General features: G+C 69.1%; 20 protein-coding genes, 1 tRNA gene and 1 pseudogene. 10 read left to right on the top strand and 12 right to left on the bottom strand.

The genetic code is table 11. The annotated features are described in order from the left end of the window. Positions 1-35 precede the first annotated feature (35 nt). From F7R91_RS02775 to F7R91_RS02765, 4 genes are all read left to right on the top strand, one after another. Entirely contained in the window at positions 36-713 is a 678-nt protein-coding gene (locus tag F7R91_RS02775; RefSeq protein ID WP_150944082.1) for a GntR family transcriptional regulator, read from the top strand. A 156-nt stretch (positions 714-869) separates the two neighbouring features. Next, positions 870-2,411 (top strand): aldehyde dehydrogenase family protein, encoded by a 1,542-nt coding sequence (locus tag F7R91_RS02770; protein WP_150944080.1) that lies wholly within the window; start codon positions 870-872, stop codon positions 2,409-2,411. Between the two features lie 86 nt (positions 2,412-2,497). Further along, positions 2,498-2,665: a hypothetical protein gene (locus F7R91_RS41815; protein ID WP_191971318.1), complete on the top strand. Its 168-nt coding sequence runs from the start codon at positions 2,498-2,500 to the stop codon at positions 2,663-2,665. Between the two features lie 137 nt (positions 2,666-2,802). Further along, positions 2,803-2,890, top strand: a tRNA-Leu gene (locus F7R91_RS02765). Positions 2,891-2,984: 94 nt separating this feature from the next. Here the strand turns inward: F7R91_RS02765 and F7R91_RS02760 are convergent. The 11 genes and pseudogenes from F7R91_RS02760 to F7R91_RS02700 form a co-directional block, all read right to left on the bottom strand. Continuing rightward, positions 2,985-3,471 (bottom strand): annotated as a pseudogene (locus F7R91_RS02760) (hypothetical protein). 99 nt (positions 3,472-3,570) lie between these two features. Then, positions 3,571-3,804, bottom strand: coding sequence for a DUF397 domain-containing protein (locus F7R91_RS02755; protein WP_150944078.1), 234 nt, complete (start codon positions 3,802-3,804; stop codon positions 3,571-3,573). A 548-nt stretch (positions 3,805-4,352) separates the two neighbouring features. Beyond that, on the bottom strand, positions 4,353-5,183 hold the full coding sequence (locus tag F7R91_RS02745; RefSeq protein WP_150944073.1) for a helix-turn-helix domain-containing protein: 831 nt from the start codon (positions 5,181-5,183) through the stop codon (positions 4,353-4,355). Further along, entirely contained in the window at positions 5,180-5,701 is a 522-nt protein-coding gene (locus tag F7R91_RS02740) for a DUF6879 family protein (RefSeq protein WP_150944071.1), read from the bottom strand. The genes F7R91_RS02745 and F7R91_RS02740 overlap by 4 nt, the downstream gene beginning before the upstream one ends. Further along, positions 5,685-5,894, bottom strand: a complete 210-nt coding sequence (locus F7R91_RS02735) for a hypothetical protein (protein ID WP_150944069.1) — start codon at positions 5,892-5,894, stop codon at positions 5,685-5,687. Before F7R91_RS02735 ends, F7R91_RS02740 begins: the two co-directional genes overlap by 17 nt. Before the next feature lie 295 nt (positions 5,895-6,189). Continuing rightward, on the bottom strand, positions 6,190-7,194 hold the full coding sequence (locus F7R91_RS02730; RefSeq protein WP_150944067.1) for a YVTN family beta-propeller repeat protein: 1,005 nt from the start codon (positions 7,192-7,194) through the stop codon (positions 6,190-6,192). 249 nt (positions 7,195-7,443) lie between these two features. Next, positions 7,444-7,635, bottom strand: a complete 192-nt coding sequence (locus F7R91_RS02725) for a hypothetical protein (RefSeq protein WP_150944064.1) — start codon at positions 7,633-7,635, stop codon at positions 7,444-7,446. 63 nt (positions 7,636-7,698) lie between these two features. Then, positions 7,699-8,835: a sensor histidine kinase gene (locus tag F7R91_RS02720; RefSeq protein WP_150944062.1), complete on the bottom strand. Its 1,137-nt coding sequence runs from the start codon at positions 8,833-8,835 to the stop codon at positions 7,699-7,701. Beyond that, positions 8,835-9,551 (bottom strand): response regulator transcription factor, encoded by a 717-nt coding sequence (locus tag F7R91_RS02715; RefSeq protein ID WP_150944060.1) that lies wholly within the window; start codon positions 9,549-9,551, stop codon positions 8,835-8,837. Before F7R91_RS02715 ends, F7R91_RS02720 begins: the two co-directional genes overlap by 1 nt. Positions 9,552-9,888: 337 nt before the next feature. Further along, complete coding sequence (locus F7R91_RS02705) at positions 9,889-10,536, bottom strand: TetR/AcrR family transcriptional regulator (protein WP_150944056.1); 648 nt, start codon at positions 10,534-10,536, stop codon at positions 9,889-9,891. Positions 10,537-10,883: 347 nt separating this feature from the next. After that, positions 10,884-11,753 (bottom strand): ABC-2 family transporter permease, encoded by an 870-nt coding sequence (locus F7R91_RS02700; protein ID WP_150944053.1) that lies wholly within the window; start codon positions 11,751-11,753, stop codon positions 10,884-10,886. 361 nt (positions 11,754-12,114) lie between these two features. On the opposite strand from F7R91_RS02700, the gene F7R91_RS02695 reads away from it, so the two are divergent. The 6 genes from F7R91_RS02695 (at position 12,115) to F7R91_RS02670 (ending at position 15,930) form a co-directional block, all read left to right on the top strand. After that, positions 12,115-12,459 (top strand): hypothetical protein, encoded by a 345-nt coding sequence (locus F7R91_RS02695; RefSeq protein ID WP_150944051.1) that lies wholly within the window; start codon positions 12,115-12,117, stop codon positions 12,457-12,459. Positions 12,460-12,627: 168 nt separating this feature from the next. Next, complete coding sequence (locus tag F7R91_RS02690; RefSeq protein ID WP_150944049.1) at positions 12,628-13,137, top strand: hypothetical protein; 510 nt, start codon at positions 12,628-12,630, stop codon at positions 13,135-13,137. A 95-nt stretch (positions 13,138-13,232) separates the two neighbouring features. Continuing rightward, positions 13,233-14,843, top strand: a complete 1,611-nt coding sequence (locus F7R91_RS02685) for a multicopper oxidase family protein (RefSeq protein ID WP_150944047.1) — start codon at positions 13,233-13,235, stop codon at positions 14,841-14,843. A 150-nt stretch (positions 14,844-14,993) separates the two neighbouring features. Beyond that, complete coding sequence (locus tag F7R91_RS02680) at positions 14,994-15,278, top strand: hypothetical protein (RefSeq protein WP_150944045.1); 285 nt, start codon at positions 14,994-14,996, stop codon at positions 15,276-15,278. A gap of 101 nt (positions 15,279-15,379) precedes the next feature. Next, the gene (locus tag F7R91_RS02675) at positions 15,380-15,586 is read left to right on the top strand and encodes a hypothetical protein (protein ID WP_225320504.1); all 207 of its coding nucleotides are present in this window, start codon (positions 15,380-15,382) and stop codon (positions 15,584-15,586) included. Between the two features lie 5 nt (positions 15,587-15,591). Continuing rightward, positions 15,592-15,930 (top strand): ArsR/SmtB family transcription factor, encoded by a 339-nt coding sequence (locus tag F7R91_RS02670; protein WP_150944043.1) that lies wholly within the window; start codon positions 15,592-15,594, stop codon positions 15,928-15,930. 395 nt (positions 15,931-16,325) lie between these two features. On the opposite strand, the gene F7R91_RS02665 is transcribed toward F7R91_RS02670, so the two are convergent. Continuing rightward, positions 16,326-16,739: an STAS domain-containing protein gene (locus F7R91_RS02665; RefSeq protein ID WP_150944041.1), complete on the bottom strand. Its 414-nt coding sequence runs from the start codon at positions 16,737-16,739 to the stop codon at positions 16,326-16,328. Positions 16,740-16,743 lie beyond the last annotated feature (4 nt).

Raw genomic sequence — 16,743 nt, 5'->3', positions numbered from 1 at the left:
GACGGTGGTTGTCCGACCGCAGGAGGGGGACAGTGATGTTGTCGACAGGACTGCCGCAAGGGACGGTGCCCAAGCTCGAACGCCCCGGCCCGCTGCGCGAGCGCGTCTACGAGGCACTGCTCGAACTCATCACCACCCGCACACTGCAGCCCGGCCAGCATCTCGTCGAGAGCGAACTCGCCGGCCATCTCGGCGTCTCCCGGCAACCGGTACGCGAGGCGCTCCAGCGGCTGAACACCGAGGGCTGGGTCGATCTGCGGCCCGCCCAGGGCGCGTTCGTGCACGAGCCCACGGAGGAGGAGGCCGACCAGCTCCTCAGCGTCCGTACCCTCCTGGAGGCCGAGGCGGCCCGGCTCGCCGCGGCGAAGGCGACCAGCGCCGCCATCGACGCCCTCAACGAAATCCTCGGGCAGGGGCTCCTGGCCGTGGCTTCCGACGACGTGGACGCCGCGGTCGCCCTCAATGCCCGCTTCCACGCGAAGGTCATGGAACTCGCCAGCAACGCGGTTCTCGCCGAACTCGCGGCGCAGGTGGACCGGCGGGTGCGCTGGTACTACACGCCGGTCGCGCGGCAGCGCGGACATCAGTCGTGGATCGAGCACCGGGACCTGATCGGGGCGATCGCGGACCGGGACCAGCAGGCCGCCGCACGGCTGATGCGGGAGCACACCGAGCAGACCCGGCGCTCGTACCACGCCCGCGAGAAGTCCTGACGCACCCGGTCCGACCGGTGCGGGACAGCTGAAAGCCCGCCGTGACGTCACTCATAGTCAGCGACTCTTCACTATCGGGCGTCGCCACATCCAGCTAGCGTCGTACACAGCCATGCATCACCGCCCCCGACTGTGCACCGAGAGCGGAGCACCCCGATGGCAACCACCCTCACCCTCAAATCAGGCACGTCCTGGACCGACGCCTGGCGGCGCTGTCTCGACGTCGCACCCGAGGCCTTCCGGGACGACCGCGTCCTCAACCTCTGGAAAGCCCACTGGCAGGCCGACGGACGGGCCCTGCCCGCCACCAGCCCGGTCGACGGCAGCCCCGTCGCGGGCCCGCCGCGCCTGGACCGGGCGACCGCCCGGCAGGCGGTCCGCGCATCCCTCGACCAGCACCGCGCCTGGCGGCACGTCCCCCTCCCGGAACGGCGCGCCCGCGTCGCGGCCACCCTCGACGCCCTCACCGAACACCGCGAACTTCTCTCCCTCCTGCTCGTCTGGGAGATCGGCAAGCCCTGGCGGCTGGCGCAGGCGGACGTCGACCGGGCCATCGACGGTGTGCGCTGGTACGTCGACGGCATCGAACCGATGCTCGCCGGCCGGGCCCCGCTGGACGGCCCGGTGTCCAACATCGCGAGCTGGAACTACCCGATGAGCGTGCTCGTTCACGCCATGCTGGTCCAGGCACTGGCGGGCAACGCGGTCATCGCCAAGACCCCGACCGACGGCGGCGTCGCCTGTCTGACCCTGGCCTCGGCGCTCGCCGCCCGCGAGGGGATTCCCGTCACCCTTGTGAGCGGCAGCGGGGGCGAGCTGTCGGAGGCGCTGGTGCGGGCGCCCGAGATCGGCTGCGTCTCCTTCGTCGGCGGCCGCGACACCGGCGCCGCGGTGGCCACGGCCGTCGCCGACCTCGGCAAACGGCATGTCCTCGAACAGGAGGGCCTCAACACCTGGGGCATCTGGAACTACTCGGACTGGGACGCTCTCACGGCGGTCGTTCCCAAGCTGTTCGACTACGGCAAGCAGCGCTGCACGGCGTATCCGCGCTTTGTCGTCCAACGTGAGCTGTTCGACGAGTTCCTGGCGGCGTACCTCCCGGCGGTGCGCACGCTCGAGGTCGGCCACCCGCTGGCCGTCGAGCGGCAGGACGACCCGTACCCGCAGCTGGACTTCGGTCCGGTGATCAACGCGGCCAAGGCCAAGGAACTGAACGACCAGGTCGCCGAGGCGATCGACCGCGGCGCCGTGCCGCTGCACCGCGGCAAGCTGTCCGACGCGCGTTTCCTGCCCGGCCAGGACACGGCGGCGTACGTCCAGCCGGTCACCCTGCTCAACCCGCCGCCGTCCTCCCCGCTGCACCACGCGGAGCCCTTCGGTCCGGTGGACACCATCGTCCTGGTCGACACGGAGGCGGAGCTGCTGGCCGCCATGAACGCGTCCAACGGCGCGCTGGTGGCCACGCTGTCCACGGACGACAGGGCGACCTTCGACCGGCTCGCCCCGCAGATACGCGCGTTCAAGGTCGGGCACGGCAGGCCGCGCTCCCGGGGCGACCGCGACGAGCTGTTCGGCGGGTTCGGCGCGTCCTGGCGGGGCGCGTTCGTCGGCGGCGAACTGCTCGTACGGGCCGTCACACAAGGCCCGGCGGGGGAGCGGCTGCCCGGGAATTTCCCGGACTACCACCTCATGCCGTGACGGCCGGCGGGTGGCGCCCCACGTCGTGGGCGCCACCCGGCGTGATCCGGCGGGATCATGCCCCGTCACGGTCTCGTCATGGGTCAGTGATCGGCGGACCGCTGACACCCGCGGACGCGGACCGTCTGCACCGAGCCGAACAGGCGCGCCGCGCCGCGGAGCACCGTTTTCCCGCCCCGCCGTACGAGACGACCGCGGCGTCTCTCGTACGGGCCCAGCAGACGCCGGCCGCGGACGAACGCGTCACGGAATGAGCGCGCGAGGGCGTGAGCGAAGGGGCGCCGGAGGTGCGGCGTCGGGCGCGGATATGCAGGTGAAGGGCACTCCGAAACCTTGGTATTGTTGTCCGTGTCGCCGCGGGGAACACCCCCTGCAAGGCGGCAGACACCTGGTCCGGGTGGCGGAATGGCAGACGCGCTAGCTTGAGGTGCTAGTGCCCTTTATCGGGCGTGGGGGTTCAAGTCCCCCCTCGGACACCAACCCACCAACCCCCAACCCCAACCAACCAACGACCAGCAGAAGCCCCAGTTCACTGGGGTTTTTCTGTTTCTCGGACTGTGGCAGTTGTTTCGACTACGCGATGGGGCAGGCCAGCTCAGGGTGCGAGCGGTTCGGGGAGCACGTCAGCACGGCCAGCGACAGATATGAGGCGCGTTCGAGGTAGAAGCCGTAGGACACGTCAGCGCCCGAGTGCAGTCGCTCGGCAGCGGCGTTGACCAGATGAGCCAGGCGTGCGGGGTCCCGGTCCGTCTGCGATGCGAACCAGGGCGTGTGCTCGGCCAGCCGTTCAGCGAGCCAGGACGCCGCTTCCTTGGCTTCCTCCCAGGTTCCCCCGGACCAGGGAGCGGGGCTTGATGAGCCAGTACGCCGTTTCAAGCGGAGGGAGATCGGCAGTGGGGAACTCCGCGACCACTTCCCGGTAGCGCTTGAGCAGCCGCTCTGCCTGCACGTCCTGATCGGAGAGCGGCGCCGGCGGAGGGTCAGGGTGCGGTGGTCTTCGTAGAGCCTCGTTGTCGAAGCGCTCTTTGGGGCCGGTCCACACATAGCCGTGGTGGTGCACCTGTCGTTCCCGTTCCGTGGTGTCGGTCGGAGGGCGAGGGCCAACCGGCCCGATCCTGTGGAGGGGTGGACCGGAGCCGGTTGGAGCGAGGCCGGAGGATCAGGCGCTCAGGCCGAAGCGCGCGGGGTCGATCCCGGCCGCGCCCAGCTCCCCCGTGGTGAACCGCAGCGGCTGCGCGTCGGGCCGCTTGCTGTCGCCCACTGCCCAGGCGTCGTCACCGATCCGGGCCAGGGTCACGCACGACTCGCCGTCCGGGTGGGTGTTTCCTCCGCACGCCTTCACGAACGAGGCCCCGCCGAGGTCGAGCCCGTACAGGTCGGTTCCGTTCTGCATCTCTGCACCTTCCTGCTCAACTGATCACGGTCATGGCTGACCGCCGCCGCCCATGCCGGGCGGGAGTTCAAGGGAGGGGGTCGGGCTTCAGCGGTTGGAACGCTTGCCGGACCGGGCGCACTGGGCGCACCGGCACGGCGGCCATGCCCCAGTCATGAGTGGGGGGAGATCATCCGTACCGAATACAGCCCGTTCAGATCCCCAGGTCCGCCCGGAGTCGCGGGACACCCGAAGTGTCATCAAAGGACGGTCAGCGAAGAGTCGCGCGTACGCGTTCTCGCTCACGAGCTGTGCGCCTCGGCCCGGTGCCGACGCAATTCCACATGGGCGTCAGAAACCCCGCTGTAGTCACCTTCGGACCGAGCGCTCTCCCGACGCGCACAGAAGTCGAGACATTCGCTGCACCCCGGCACTGCGCCCGGTTCCGAGGGCAATTCCATCAACGCGTTCTCTTTGGGCTTTGGCGTGCACGTCATCCGGCTCATGACTCACCATGGTCGACCAGACGCGGAGCGGCTTCTAGCACTATTCCCGATCTGGACTCAAGATCACCGGTAAGCCTCTGCCCATTGCTGAAGCAGAATCCTTGACTCATCACCGAACTGGGCGTGACCTTCGAACAGTGCGAACACGGCTAGGTACTCGGAAACGTCACGGGTATCTCGAAAGACCATGCGACCCGTGAAGTTCTCCACCGTGGCAAGCCAGCCGTCGTACACCGTGAATGTGTTCATTGGTCCGCGTGGCATGACTGTCCCAGTCGGGATGACACCGATACGGATGTTGGGCAGGTGGGACAGTGATATAAGACGGTCGATCTGCATCGCCATGGCTGGGGCCGGAACAATGGCCCACCTAGCGGCCTGCTCGGTAAGGAGAAACGTAAAGGACTTGGACGTGTCGTAGAGAACCGTCTGACGTTCCAGTTTGCGGGCCACTGTCTTGGAGGGATCGCCAGGGGTGTGGCTCAGGCTAGCCCGAATGAACTCTGGAGTTGCCAGCAAGCCCGTGATCATCGACGGCAGGAAGTAGCGAAGCTCGCTCGCCTCAGCTTCAAGCGAAGCCAATTCCGTCTGGCGCTTCTCCATGCCGCGACGCCATGATGAGCGCTTGTCCTGCCACTCGGTGTTCGCGATGCGCGCGAGAGCCTTGATCTCCGCGACTATTTCGGGTGGAGGATCAAGCGCTTGAAGAATCCGCTCAACGTCTACGAGCTTGGGCGTCTTCTTACCTGTCTCAAACTTACTGATCTGACTTTGAGACATGTTGCAACGCCGAGCGAGCCGGTCCCCTGTGAGACCGGCCCGCTTGCGTAGCTCGCGGAGCTTTTCTGCCAGGTCGGTTCTGGACTGACCCAGCTCTTCAGGCTCGAATGTCACCTGGATTCTTTCACGTACTCGACAAACGGCACAGAGTAGGCAAGGGCGATGCGTTTCCACTCCAGGTAGGGGGTGATATCGCCTGTGAATAGTTCTCGATTGATCTGTGTGCCGTCCGGCCGAAAGTTCAGGTGGACGATTCTTGAATCGTCGAACATCCACCAATCAGTACCCGATAGGGGAAGCCCGTAGTCATTCTGAGTTACATCCAGCACTCGGATGTCCTCGCCAGCGTTGATATTGCCGGGAATTCCCCAAGCGAACTGGTACCGCTGGTAGTCCGTCAGTGGCTGCCGAACGATCCGCACTCGGCCGATGACGCGCCCCGATGCCGCGAAACCCCTTACACGCTCGTGCCAACGCGCGTTGTGGTCCACGGGTTTCGGTTCCCCCCGAAGGAAACGAGCAACGCTCTCAGCCTCCTTGGGCATTGTGTAGGTGGGTTGGGCCTCGAAGCGCCAGGCGTCACGCTCGTACGCGTCGAACGTCCTGCGCCACTCGTCACCATCCAAGAGCACGTACAGCCTCCCTCAGTACCGCCTCCGGGATCTCCACCAGGGCCTCACCCTCGGGCGCGTGGAAGGCGTTTGACAGGTTCCCCTGGACCACGATGGAGCCACTGGCCGTGCGGTAGACGTTCGGGCAGTCGTCGTCGTCACAGTTGGGCCCGTTGAAGCTGCCCGTCAGTCGCGTCAGTTCGCGGCGCGCCATGGTGCCCCCTCTTCGTTTTGGCCCCGGCTGGGCCCCTGTCCGACGACGCTACGGAGCACACCGTGCCCCGTCCATGCCGACTCTGAAATATTCCTGATGTGGCATAAAGGATCTCGTAGCGTGCTGTCTGGGATGAGGTTGGCCACGTCACCAACGCACGGCCAACAGCGGCCAGGAACAGGCAGAAACGTCAACGAACGGTGGCCGCCAGCACGGCGCGCGGCCCTCACCGGGCTCCGGTGGGGACCGCGTCCGAACGCGCCGGCCCGCATCAAGGTCGGCGCAGGCCTCAGTCTCAGTGAGCGTGCCCCTCGCCCCCGTGGGACGACCCGCTCTCCGGCATGGCTGCTTGGGGCAGAGACACCGTGGTCTCGGGGTTTTCCGGCACGACTGGGGACCGCGACGTGAAGGAGATTCCGTTGGGGGCGTCACCGACCGGAACGCGGGCGACAACCTTCAGCTCAGCAAGGTCCAGCACGGCTACGTCGTCCTGGTAGACGTTGGTGATGAAGGCGTGCCTGCTTGCTGTGTCGATGGTGATGCCGTGCGGGCCCTTGCCCACGGTCGGCCTGGCCACCACGGTGAACGTCGCCGTGTCGATGATCGAGACCGTCCTGCCCGGTTTCGCCTCGGTACCCTGATTGGCGACCAGGAGGTAGCGGCCGTCAGGGCTCGCGTAGATCTGGGCCGGGGCGGGGCCGGAGGGAATCTTGGCCACGACCGTACGCTTGGCGACATCGATCTTCGCGACCGCGTTCTCGCCTCCGAGTGTGACGTAGGCGAATCGACCGTCAGGCTGGAAGGCAACCTGTATCGGGGTGGCGCCCACCGGGATGCTCGCCACCTGGCGGTCCTTGGCGGTGTCGAGCACGCTGACGGTGCCTGCAGCGGTGTTGGCGGTGTAGACCCACCGTCCGTCGGGGCTGGGCCGCATCCCGTGCGGGCCCTTGTCCACGGTGATCGTTCCGTTGCGGGAGAGCGACTTGGTGCCGAAGACGGAGACAGAGCCGTTTCCGGTACTGGACACGTAGGCCTGTGTGCCGTTCGTGCCCAAGATGACGTGGGCGGGCATGTCACCGGTTGCGGCCGTGCCGAGGAGCGAGTAGCGGGAGCCGTCCAGCTTCACCACCTGGTTCGTCGCCCCGCTGACCGCCCATACGGTGCGGCCGTCAGGGGCGGCCTGCACGTTGTGGGGACCGGGGATTCCCTTCACCGTGGCGGTCACCCGGTTCGTCGAGGCGTCGATCGCGGTCAGACTGCCCCCGTTCTCGTTGGCCACCCAGACGGTTCCGGTCACCATGCCCCGGTGTGCGGCAGCCAGTTCGGCCTGAGGTGGTCGGTCGGGCGTCTGCGACCGATCCGGGAGAACCAGGAGGACAGTGGCGGCTGACAGGCCGATGGCTGCTGTTGTCAGGGCGATGCGTGATTTCTTCACTGGGTGACCTCTCAAGGGTGTGGCGGTAGAGCGATTGCCGTTACGGCACTTGGGTCGAAAGTCAGGTCGTGACCTTGCGCCCGTCGAGGGGGAGCTTGGTGGCAGCGGGCAGACTCATGTCCCGCGCGCTGCGCCCTGCTTCCGGCGGGCTGCCTCGGCCGTACTGACGGCGCGGTCGCCCCGCCCGACCAGGGCCGAGGCGGGCTTCGACGAGCCTGAGCCGTTCGCCCGCAGGCCGGTTCCGAGTCCGGCTCCCGCGACCGGGACGACGGCGATCAGTGCGGCAGGCCGGCGGGGCATGACCATCGTTTGCTCATTCTGTGTTCCTCCCATGAGCTCCGATGGTTCAGGCCGATCATGACGATTCCGTCAAGGTCCGACGTTGCTTCCCTGAAGGTCCGGGCGGGCACTCGCTGCTGGAAGGCTGATGCGGAACACGGCACCCCTGCCCGGTCCCTCGCTGCTCGCGGACACGGTGCCGCCGTGCGCGTGGACCAGGGCGCGGGCGACGGCCAGGCCGATGCCTGAGCCGCCGTGCTCGCGGTCGCGGCCGGTGTCGGCCCGGTAGAACCGTTCGAAGATGTGCGGGAGGTGTTCCGCGGCGATGCCCTCACCGGTGTCGGCGACGCGGATCACGACACCCGCGCGGGCGGGTTCGGCGGCGACGGTGACCGTCCCACCCGCCGGCGTGTGACGCAGGGCGTTGGTCAGCAGGTTGACCAGCACCTGGACCAGCCGGTCCCGGTCCGCGTCGACCGCGGGCGTCCCAGGCGTGACCATGACACGCAGGTCCACACCCTTGGTCTGGAAGCCCGGGCGGACGGCGTCCGCGGCCGCGTCGGCCAGCCGGGCCGCCGGGATGACGGCTCGGACGAGGGTGAGCCGGTGTTCCTCGGCTCGGGAGACCAGCGAGATGTCCTCGACCAGCCGGTGCAGCCTGGTCGTCTGTGCGCCAAGAACATCCAGGGTGTGTGCGTCGAGCGTGCGCACCCCGTCGGCGAGGCCCTCCAGGTACGCCTCGATGGTCGCGAGCGGGGTGCGCAGTTCGTGGGCGACGTCGCCGAGCAGTCGGCGCCGGGTGCGCTCGGTGTTCTCCAGGGCGTCGGCCATGGTGTTGAAGGCGCTCGTGAGGGTCTCGAACTCCGGGCCGAGTCGCGTCGGTCCCAGACGCGCGGTGTAGTCACCGGCGGTGACGCGGTCCGCCGCGTCGGCAAGATCATGGATGGGACGGGAAAGCCGTCGTGTGAGGAGTACGGCGGCGACGACGGCGGCGGCCAGGAACGCCGCGATGCCGATGCCCAGGGAGATGCCGCCCGCGGCCAGGAACGCATCCTCCAGATGCCGGGACAGATGGGGGGTCACCGCCCCCACCGCGCTGCGCAGGTGGCCCCTGAGCAGTGGCGGGCCGACGGTGAAGGCCACGACGGAAAGAGTGGCCAGGCCGGCGAGCACCACGAGCAGCTGGGCCATCAGCAGCCGCGCCGTGAGTCCGGGGCGCCGGGCCATCAGCCGGTTCCCATCCGGTAGCCCACTCCGCGCACCGTGAGCACGAAGCGGGAGGCGGCCGGGTCGTCGCCGAGCTTGCGCCGCAGTCGTGCGACGTGGACGTCCACGATGTGCTCGTCACCGCCCCACTCCGGCCCCCAGACCCGCTCGATCAGCTGCCGTCGGCTGAACGCCAGACGCGGACGGGACGACAACGCCTCCAGCAGGTCGAACTCCAGCCGGGTCAACGCGACCGGGCGGCCGGCGACGGTGACTTCCCGCGCCTCCGGGTCGACGGCCAGGTCACCGAAGCGGCGCACCATCTCCTGCCCCGGCACGGGTTGCCCGACCCGCGGCCGGCGCAGCATCGCCTTGACCCGGGCGACCAGTTCCCGGGGACTGAACGGCTTGGTCAGATAGTCGTCGGCACCCACGGACAGGCCCACGAGCTTGTCGACCTCGTCCGCACGAGCGGTCAGCATGATCACGTACGCGTCGGTGAAGACGCGGAGCTGTCGGCACACCTCCACCCCGTCGATGCCCGGCATCATCACATCCAGCACCACCACGTCGGGTTCCGCGGACCGCGCCGAGGCCAGGGCGTCCGCGCCGGTGCGTACGACGTCCACGGCGAACCCCTCCCGGCAGAGGTAGTCGCCGACCAGGCGGCCCAACTCCACCTCGTCGTCGACCACCAGGGCACGCCGGGCGGCCGGTGCGACAGGGCCGTCGGTCATCCTTCGTCCTCCTTTCCCTTGACCTCCAGGTTCCCTGGCGCGGGGAAACCCCTCACGGGTACTAAGGGCCTGAACACGGGGGCCGAACGGCCCGGCCTCACGGCAGGCTGGGGTACTCCGTGCGGTATTCCGTGCGGTCATCCGCGTTGCCGACGGGCCGAGGCGGCATCTCATGCGGCTGTCAGCTGTCAGCTGTCAGCTGTCAGCTGTCGACTGTCGGCCGTGAGCTGTCGACTGTCAGCCTGTCGGTAGATGGCGCAGAACTGGAATGTGCGTGTGCTGGGCGTGTCGCCGTGCTCGTCGTGGCGTTCCACTAGCCCCCGACGCCGACGGATCGCTAGCTGCCCCGGGGGCGGTAGTGGTCCAGGAACATGTCGACGCCGCTGGTGACGAGACGGTCGGTCAGGTCCTCCTCGATGTGGGTGCCGTAGGAGCTGAAGACCATGTGGGGGAAGACCAGGAGCCCGTAGAACTGGATGATCGCCACTTGCAGATCGGGGATCTGCAGTCGGCCTTGTTCGGCGAGGGCGCGCAGGGCTCCTGCGACCGCGGGGTGGTGGCCCTCCGTGCCGTGGTGTTTCCAGGCAGAGCCCAGCTCGGGAAAGCGGTGGAGCTCGGCGGCGACGAGGTTGCGCAGGGCGGTGACCTCGTGGTTGGTGCGGACGGCGTGGACCCAGGTGCGGGCCGCGTCGACGAGGGCGGCCCGCAGGTCCTCGGCCTCGGCCAGGCCTTCCAGTGCAGCTGACGACTCCCCGGCGAGCGGTTCGTCGAGTGCGCTCGTGATGACCGCTGTGAACAGGGCTTCCTTGCTGCCGAAGTGGTTGTAGACGGTCACCTTGGACACGCCTGCCTCGGCGGCGATGGTGTCCATTCCGACGCCGAAGCCCTCCCGCAGGAACAGCTCGCGGGCGGCCCGCACGATGGCCTGCCGCTTGAGCTCCGCGCGGGGCCCGCTCGGGGGTTGTTTGACGCTGTCCACGCTCATGGCCTCGACCCTAGCACTCATCTGAACTGTACGGTTGAGTTCACATGAACTGAACAGTATGGTTCAGTTAGCTCGCTCGCCGAAGCCGCCCACAACACGTTCGAGCGGGGCTCGGTGGGTGGCTTCACCGACGCGTTCACCGTGTGCGCCGTGGCCGCTGCTGCCGGCGCGGGGGTGGCCCTCGGCCTCGTACCGCAAGGCAAACCACAGTCGAGCGGCGGTCCGCACGTGCACTGATCAGGGCTGGTCACCGGCCGAGCGCGCCACCAGCCCTCAACGGTCCCCCGGTGTGCCGGGAGCCGTCACCGCTCAACGGCGAGACAGCTCCCGGTCGCCGACACCTCTGCTCAGTGGGCGTGCCCGTCCTCCGCGTGGCCGACTGCTCCTCCGCCCGTTCCACTTCCAGTGTCTTCGGGGCCGGGCGAGGCAGCGGGCGCTTCTGTTCCGGTGTCCTCGGTGTGGCCGTCCTCCGTGTGGCCGTCGTGCGTCTTCGCCGTCTCCGAGTCGTCGGTGGCCGGCTCGCCGTGGCTGTGGCCGCCGCCTCCGGACTCCGCGGCCATGTCGGCGGCGATGCCGCGCAGCCCGAAAAACGCGACAGCGGCGGTGACCAGCACCAGCAGCCCGGTCGGGCCGATGATGCTGCGCCAGCGCGTGGCGTCGTGGCGCAGGACGTACGCCACGAAGGACAGCGTCAGCCCGAACGGGATCAGCATCGCCGCCCGCTCGGGGAAGTCCTCGAAGTGCTGCAGCCCGCCGCTGAGCATGCCGATGCCGAACGACAGCGCCAGTGAGGCCAGCACGATCGCGACCACTTTGGACGCGCTGGGCCGCTGCCGTTTGAGGACGAACTCGTTGAGCACGGTCGCAAAGAGGAAGACGCCCGCGCCGACCAGCGCGATCATCGTGTACCGGTCAGGGTCCAGGGGATGGTGGACCACCGCGCCACTGATCAGACCCGCCCCCACGAACGTTGCGGCATACCCCAGATAGTCACCGATCACCGGTGTCCGCTTCTGCGCACGCCGACGCGCCCGGCGGCCACCGGTCGCAGGAGCGGTTTCCGACCCCGAGGTCCGACGGGAGGTGGGCTCCGAATCCGGCGAGTGGGGCTGATGCCCGGGGTGCTGCTGGTACTGCTGGTACTGCTGCGGGTGGGGCGGGCGTACATGCGGCTGGGCGGGCGTGCCGACACGGTCGACGAGGTAGGGCTGGGTCACGAATCGAGGCCTTTCGCAGGCGGGCCGGGCATGCGACAGGGCAGGCCGGTCCGCCGGGGCGTGCAGGGCAGGTATGCGTCGGATCAGCGGCAGGAGTGCCGGGTTCTTCGCTCGGCCCGGACCTCGGTGGTGCGGGTCTTCGGACGGGGCCCCGCTTCGTCGTACGACGTCGTATGGCGTCGTACGACGATGGCCATGGCCTGCGCGACATGACGGCGGCCTAGATCCGCAGAACGGCCAACTGCGCGATGTCGACGCCTTGCGAATGTCTCGGACGGGGTGGCTGGTACAGGCTGGACCACACGGCCTGAATACGCCGCATACGCCGCCTGGGCTGTAGGAACACGGCCACGCGGCGCCTGTGGAAACGCCGACCGCCTACTGCCAGCAGGGCGCAGCAGCCGATGACGGCAGCGCACAGGCCGAGGTCCGCCGCGTCCAGGGTGCCGTGATGGCCGTGCTCGTCGGATGCCGTCGCGAGGGGCGGAGCCGCCCCTTCATTCTCTGCGGTCGGCTCCGGATGAACGGCGTGGGCGTGAGCGACGGTTCCCAGTTCGGGGCCCGTTTCGGTGCTGCCCGCGTGGGCGAGGAGGTGCATCAGGCCGAGAGCGAGGAGCAGCAGGAGGAGCAGTCGACCGACCGCCCCTCGCCCTGCACTTGCTCCGTTGCTCATACGCTCCGTCATCTCGCCGTGGCGCCGCCCTGACGCCTCCGCAACCGTCGGGGCGCATCAGAGTACCCGTGACCGATGACCGGGCGGCAAGCGGTGCGTGACCGAAACGGCTCAGCGGACCGATGCGGCTGCTCCGGGAGCGCCACTTACCCCCTCCGGGTATATTGGCGACAGTCGTCCCACGGAATCTCAGAGGAAGCGATGACCGCACCGGAAGCCTGGGCCCCGCGGACCCGCGCCTCGCGCGGCGCCGTCCGCTGGGCGGGCGCTGCAGTCGTCGCCCTGCTCGCGGCACTTGCCGTACTGATGCACCACGAGACGGCCGACGCGGCGATCGGCCGGACGTCTGGGTCCGCCGCGCATGTGATGACGCCCGGCATGGTGATGGCGGACGGCCATGCCGCACCGGCGACCACCGTGTCCGGGCCCGCGCACGGGCACGGGCACGGACACACCGCCGGGCAGGCCGCAGAGCCGCGGGCGGCCGCCGCACCGGCGACGAGCAGCCCCCATGGCCCGGCCTGCTCCGGCATGGCCATGCAGCACTGCTCGACCGCGAGCCTCGAGGTCATCAAACTCGCAGCTCCGTCCCAGACCCCCGTGCCGTGGCGTCTCGCCGCGTACGGAGCCGTCGCCACAGGGCCGAAGGCCGCCGGGACCGTGGACCGGGCGCCCCCGGACCTGTCCGTTCTCTCTCAGTTGCGCATCTAGGCCGTGCCCAACGGCTTCCTCGCGCCCTTTTGTCATGCCGAGAGCCGTCCCAGCACGCCAACTCCCGTATGCGCATACTGAGATCGAGGAACCCCATGAACAGCATCAATCGCCGTTCCGTCCTGCTCGCCGGGCTCGGCGTCGCGGGCGCCGGCGCGCTCGCGGCCTGCAGTAACGGCTCCAGTACGACGCCTGCCCTGGTCAATCCGTCCGGCCCGGCCGTCGCCGCGGCCGAGAAGAAGCGGAAGGGAACCGGCAGGACACAGAAGGTGACCCTGACCGCCGCGCCCGCCGTGCTCGACCTCGGCGGCGGGGTCACGGCCAAGAGCTGGGCCTTCAGCGGACATGCCCCGGGCAAGGAGGTCCGCCTGTCCGTCGGCGACACGCTGGCGGCAGAACTCTCCAACCAGCTGCCGGCAAAGGCCGCGACGTCCATCCACTGGCACGGGATCGCCCTGCGCAACGACATGGACGGCGTGCCCCCGGTCACGCAGCAGACGGTACGGGCGGGAGCCACCATCACGTACCGCTTCATCACCGACGCCCCCGGTACCTACTTCTTCCACCCCCACGTCGGCGCCCAGCTCGACCGGGGCCTGTACGCGCCGCTGATCGTCGAGGACCCCGGGGAGCCGCTCTCGTACGACGACGAATGGGTCGTCGTCCTGGACGACTGGGTCGACGGAGTCACCGGCACACCCGACGAGGTCCTCGCCGAGCTTCGGCAGGGCATGGGCGGGATGGACATGGGCGGCGACTCCGGCTCCAGTGGCCACGAGGGCCATGACATGGGCGACATGGAGGGCATGGACATGGGGGAGGACTCCTCGGACCCGTCCGCCCCGTCCTCGTCCGACGGGATGTCCATGAGGTTCATGATGATGGGCGCCGAGAGCGAGCTGCTCGGCGGCGACGCGGGAGACGTGAGGTACCCGTACCACCTGGTCAACGGCCGTGTGCCCGCCGACCCCGCCGTCTACCGGGGCAAGCCCGGCCGCCGGGTCCGGCTGCGCATCGTCAACGCGGGCGGCGACACGGCGTACCGGGTGGCGCTCGGCGGGCACAAGCTGACCCTCACCCACACCGACGGGTTCCCCGTCGAGCACCAGCAGGCCGACGCCCTGCTGATCGGCATGGGGGAGCGGTACGACGTACTTGTCACCCTCGGCGACGGTGTCTTCCCGCTCGTCGCGCTGGCCGAGGGCAAGGACGCCACCGGAATGGCCCTGGTGCGTACGGGATCCGGCGGCGCGCCGAAGGCGACCGTCCTCCCGAAGGAACTGAACGGCAGGATCCTCACGGCATCCCAGCTGCGCGCCACCGACGACGTCCGCCTGACGTCCAAGAAGGTGGACCGGGTGCACCGTGTCGAGCTGACCGGCGGCATGGACAAGTACAACTGGGCCATCAACGGCAAGGCCTTCGACATGGCCGACCCGGCCGCGAATCCGCTCACGATCGAGGAAGGACAGCGGGTCCGGCTGGACTTCGTCAACACCACCCAGATGTGGCACCCGATGCACCTGCACGGCCACACCTACCAGCTCGGGGACACGGGCCCGCGCAAGGACACCGCCATCGTGCTGCCCAAGAAGAAGCTGTCCGTCGTCTTCGACGCCGACAACCCCGGACAGTGGATGCTGCACTGCCACAACGCGTACCACGCAGAGGTCGGCATGATGGCCCTGGTCGCCTACCGGACCTGACGTCACTGTCCTCTGCCTGTCCTCTGTCGTGCCGCGCACGGTTCTCGCGCATACGGCAGGCCGCTGGGGCCTTCCGTGGAGGCTGGCCGGAGGGCGCTTCGGAGCAGAGAATGGTGCTGTTGCCCGCTCGCCGACTGGGCGGTGGTCGGATTGACGCAGCAGTACCTCATCGGCGAGGCGTCCGTGCTCCTGGCAGAGTTGGAGGCATCCGGCACTGAGCCGGACGCGACGCGTGAACTCGCGCGGTTGCGCCGCGAGGCGGAGACGGGTCCGGTCAGCAGGCTCGGACCGGTGGCTCTGCGCGCGCTGGAGCTCACGGACGAACTGTGCCGGGAGTCGCTGCGCCGGGGTGACGCCCTCGCATTCGCCCGCCAGTGCGCCTGCGGGGCCGAACTGCGCGAGTTCTGCCTCTGCGCGCAACTGGCCGACCCATGACCCCCACCCCCGCGGTCGCCCTCGGCGGGGTGCGCCCCGAGGTGCTGCCACACGGCTACAATTGAAGAGTTCTTCAATTGGTAAGTTGCTGTGATCAATAGATGGTCCAGGGTGTGGAGGTCGGGGTGGGCACAGTCGTCGAGGCGCTGCTGGCACGAGTTCAAGCGGCCAGGTTCGGCCTCGCATCCGCCTTGGAGGCCGAGGACCCGTACGTGGTGGCGGTGGCGCAGGACGAGCTGGACGACGCGGTGCGGCTGGCCCGCAGGCACGGGCTCGACGTCAAGGCGGCCGGGGCGGGCGAGGAGTGATCGGTATGCCGGTTCCGCTGTACGAGGCGAAGGCGGAGTTCTTCCGCATGCTCGGGCATCCGGTGCGTATAAGGGTGCTGGAGCTGCTGCAGGACGGGCCGAAGCCCGTCCGTGACCTGCTGGCCGCCATCGAGGTCGAGCCGTCGAACCTGTCGCAGCAGCTGGCGGTGCTGCGCCGCTCTGGGATCGTCACCGCCACCCGGACCGGCTCGACGGTGGTGTACGAGCTGGCCGGCGGGGACGTGGCCGAACTCCTGGCCGCCGCGCGCCGGATCCTGTCGGGTCTGCTGGTGGGCCGCCAGGAGCTGCTCGAGGAACTGCGTGCCTCGGAGCCGACGCAGTGATTGCCGGGCGCCCGATCCGGTCCTCTCGGTACCGGTTGGAAGAGAGGTTCGAGTGAGAATCATTCCGCTGCATGGCGCGGGCGTCGCCTGGTTCAAGTGCCCCGCATGCCGCCTCAAGTGCCGGCCCACGGCCGTCGGCCCGGACGGACAGTGCCCGAGGTGCGGGCACCCCACCATGCTGAAACTGTCCTTCGGTGGCCGGACAAGGCCGGACGCCGGCCGACGCTGACTCGCAACGGCGGGCAGTTCCTTGGTCGCTGCCTGTCTGCGCACCATCACCGCGGTCGGCAGCCGGCTCACCGCCCGCGGCTACGGCACTCCAGAGCATCCGGCAACACTGTCGTTCCCGTACGGGACCCCGACGGCGCCTTCGCACCCGGGTGATCCCGCTGCCCTCACTCGCCCGCGTCGTCTCCGCTCGGCCATCCCGTGGTCCGCCACTCGTGACGGCCCTCCGGAAGCCCGCCGCGCCGGGTGCCGTGTCCCGCGAGTGCGGCGGCCAGGTCGGGGTGCACGGGGATGGGCGGGCAGTCGCCGCCGGGGACGAGGGACCCGTCGGCGGGAATCGCGGCCAGCTCCAAGCTGCGGCCTCCTTCGGCGAGGCGGCGCGCGGCCTCGATGATCGCCAACTGTCCTTCGGCCGACCAGCCGCGCAGTCCGGTCAGGTCGACGACGACCGGACCGGCCCCCCGTCCCACCACCCAGCCGATGGCACCGGTGAAGCGGCGAACAGCGTCAGGGCCCAGGTACCCGGAGACGGACAGGATGCCGAGATCCTGCTCCACGGTGTAGCGCCACTCGATGGTCATGGTC

The sequence above is a fragment of the Streptomyces luteolifulvus genome (assembly GCF_008806595.1).
Classification (GTDB): domain Bacteria; phylum Actinomycetota; class Actinomycetes; order Streptomycetales; family Streptomycetaceae; genus Streptomyces; species Streptomyces luteolifulvus.
Note: the sequence above shows the minus strand (reverse complement) of the source record. Positions and strands in the feature narration are given on the sequence as shown.

What these genes read in the sequence shown, in the direction of transcription:
- F7R91_RS02775 (WP_150944082.1), top strand. Translation starts at nt 36, where the DNA reads ATGTTGTCGACAGGACTGCCGCAAGGGACGGTGCCCAAGCTCGAACGC.
- F7R91_RS02770 (WP_150944080.1), top strand. Translation starts at nt 870, where the DNA reads ATGGCAACCACCCTCACCCTCAAATCAGGCACGTCCTGGACCGACGCC.
- F7R91_RS02755 (WP_150944078.1), bottom strand. Translation starts at nt 3,804, where the DNA reads ATGCAGAACGGAACCGACCTGTACGGGCTCGACCTCGGCGGGGCCTCG.
- F7R91_RS02735 (WP_150944069.1), bottom strand. Translation starts at nt 5,894, where the DNA reads ATGGCGCGCCGCGAACTGACGCGACTGACGGGCAGCTTCAACGGGCCC.
- F7R91_RS02730 (WP_150944067.1), bottom strand. Translation starts at nt 7,194, where the DNA reads ATGGTGACCGGAACCGTCTGGGTGGCCAACGAGAACGGGGGCAGTCTG.
- F7R91_RS02725 (WP_150944064.1), bottom strand. Translation starts at nt 7,635, where the DNA reads ATGGTCATGCCCCGCCGGCCTGCCGCACTGATCGCCGTCGTCCCGGTC.
- F7R91_RS02720 (WP_150944062.1), bottom strand. Translation starts at nt 8,835, where the DNA reads ATGGCCCGGCGCCCCGGACTCACGGCGCGGCTGCTGATGGCCCAGCTG.
- F7R91_RS02715 (WP_150944060.1), bottom strand. Translation starts at nt 9,551, where the DNA reads ATGACCGACGGCCCTGTCGCACCGGCCGCCCGGCGTGCCCTGGTGGTC.
- F7R91_RS02705 (WP_150944056.1), bottom strand. Translation starts at nt 10,536, where the DNA reads ATGAGCGTGGACAGCGTCAAACAACCCCCGAGCGGGCCCCGCGCGGAG.
- F7R91_RS02690 (WP_150944049.1), top strand. Translation starts at nt 12,628, where the DNA reads ATGACCGCACCGGAAGCCTGGGCCCCGCGGACCCGCGCCTCGCGCGGC.
- F7R91_RS02685 (WP_150944047.1), top strand. Translation starts at nt 13,233, where the DNA reads ATGAACAGCATCAATCGCCGTTCCGTCCTGCTCGCCGGGCTCGGCGTC.
- F7R91_RS02675 (WP_225320504.1), top strand. Translation starts at nt 15,380, where the DNA reads ATGGTCCAGGGTGTGGAGGTCGGGGTGGGCACAGTCGTCGAGGCGCTG.
- F7R91_RS02670 (WP_150944043.1), top strand. Translation starts at nt 15,592, where the DNA reads ATGCCGGTTCCGCTGTACGAGGCGAAGGCGGAGTTCTTCCGCATGCTC.
- F7R91_RS02665 (WP_150944041.1), bottom strand. Translation starts at nt 16,739, where the DNA reads ATGACCATCGAGTGGCGCTACACCGTGGAGCAGGATCTCGGCATCCTG.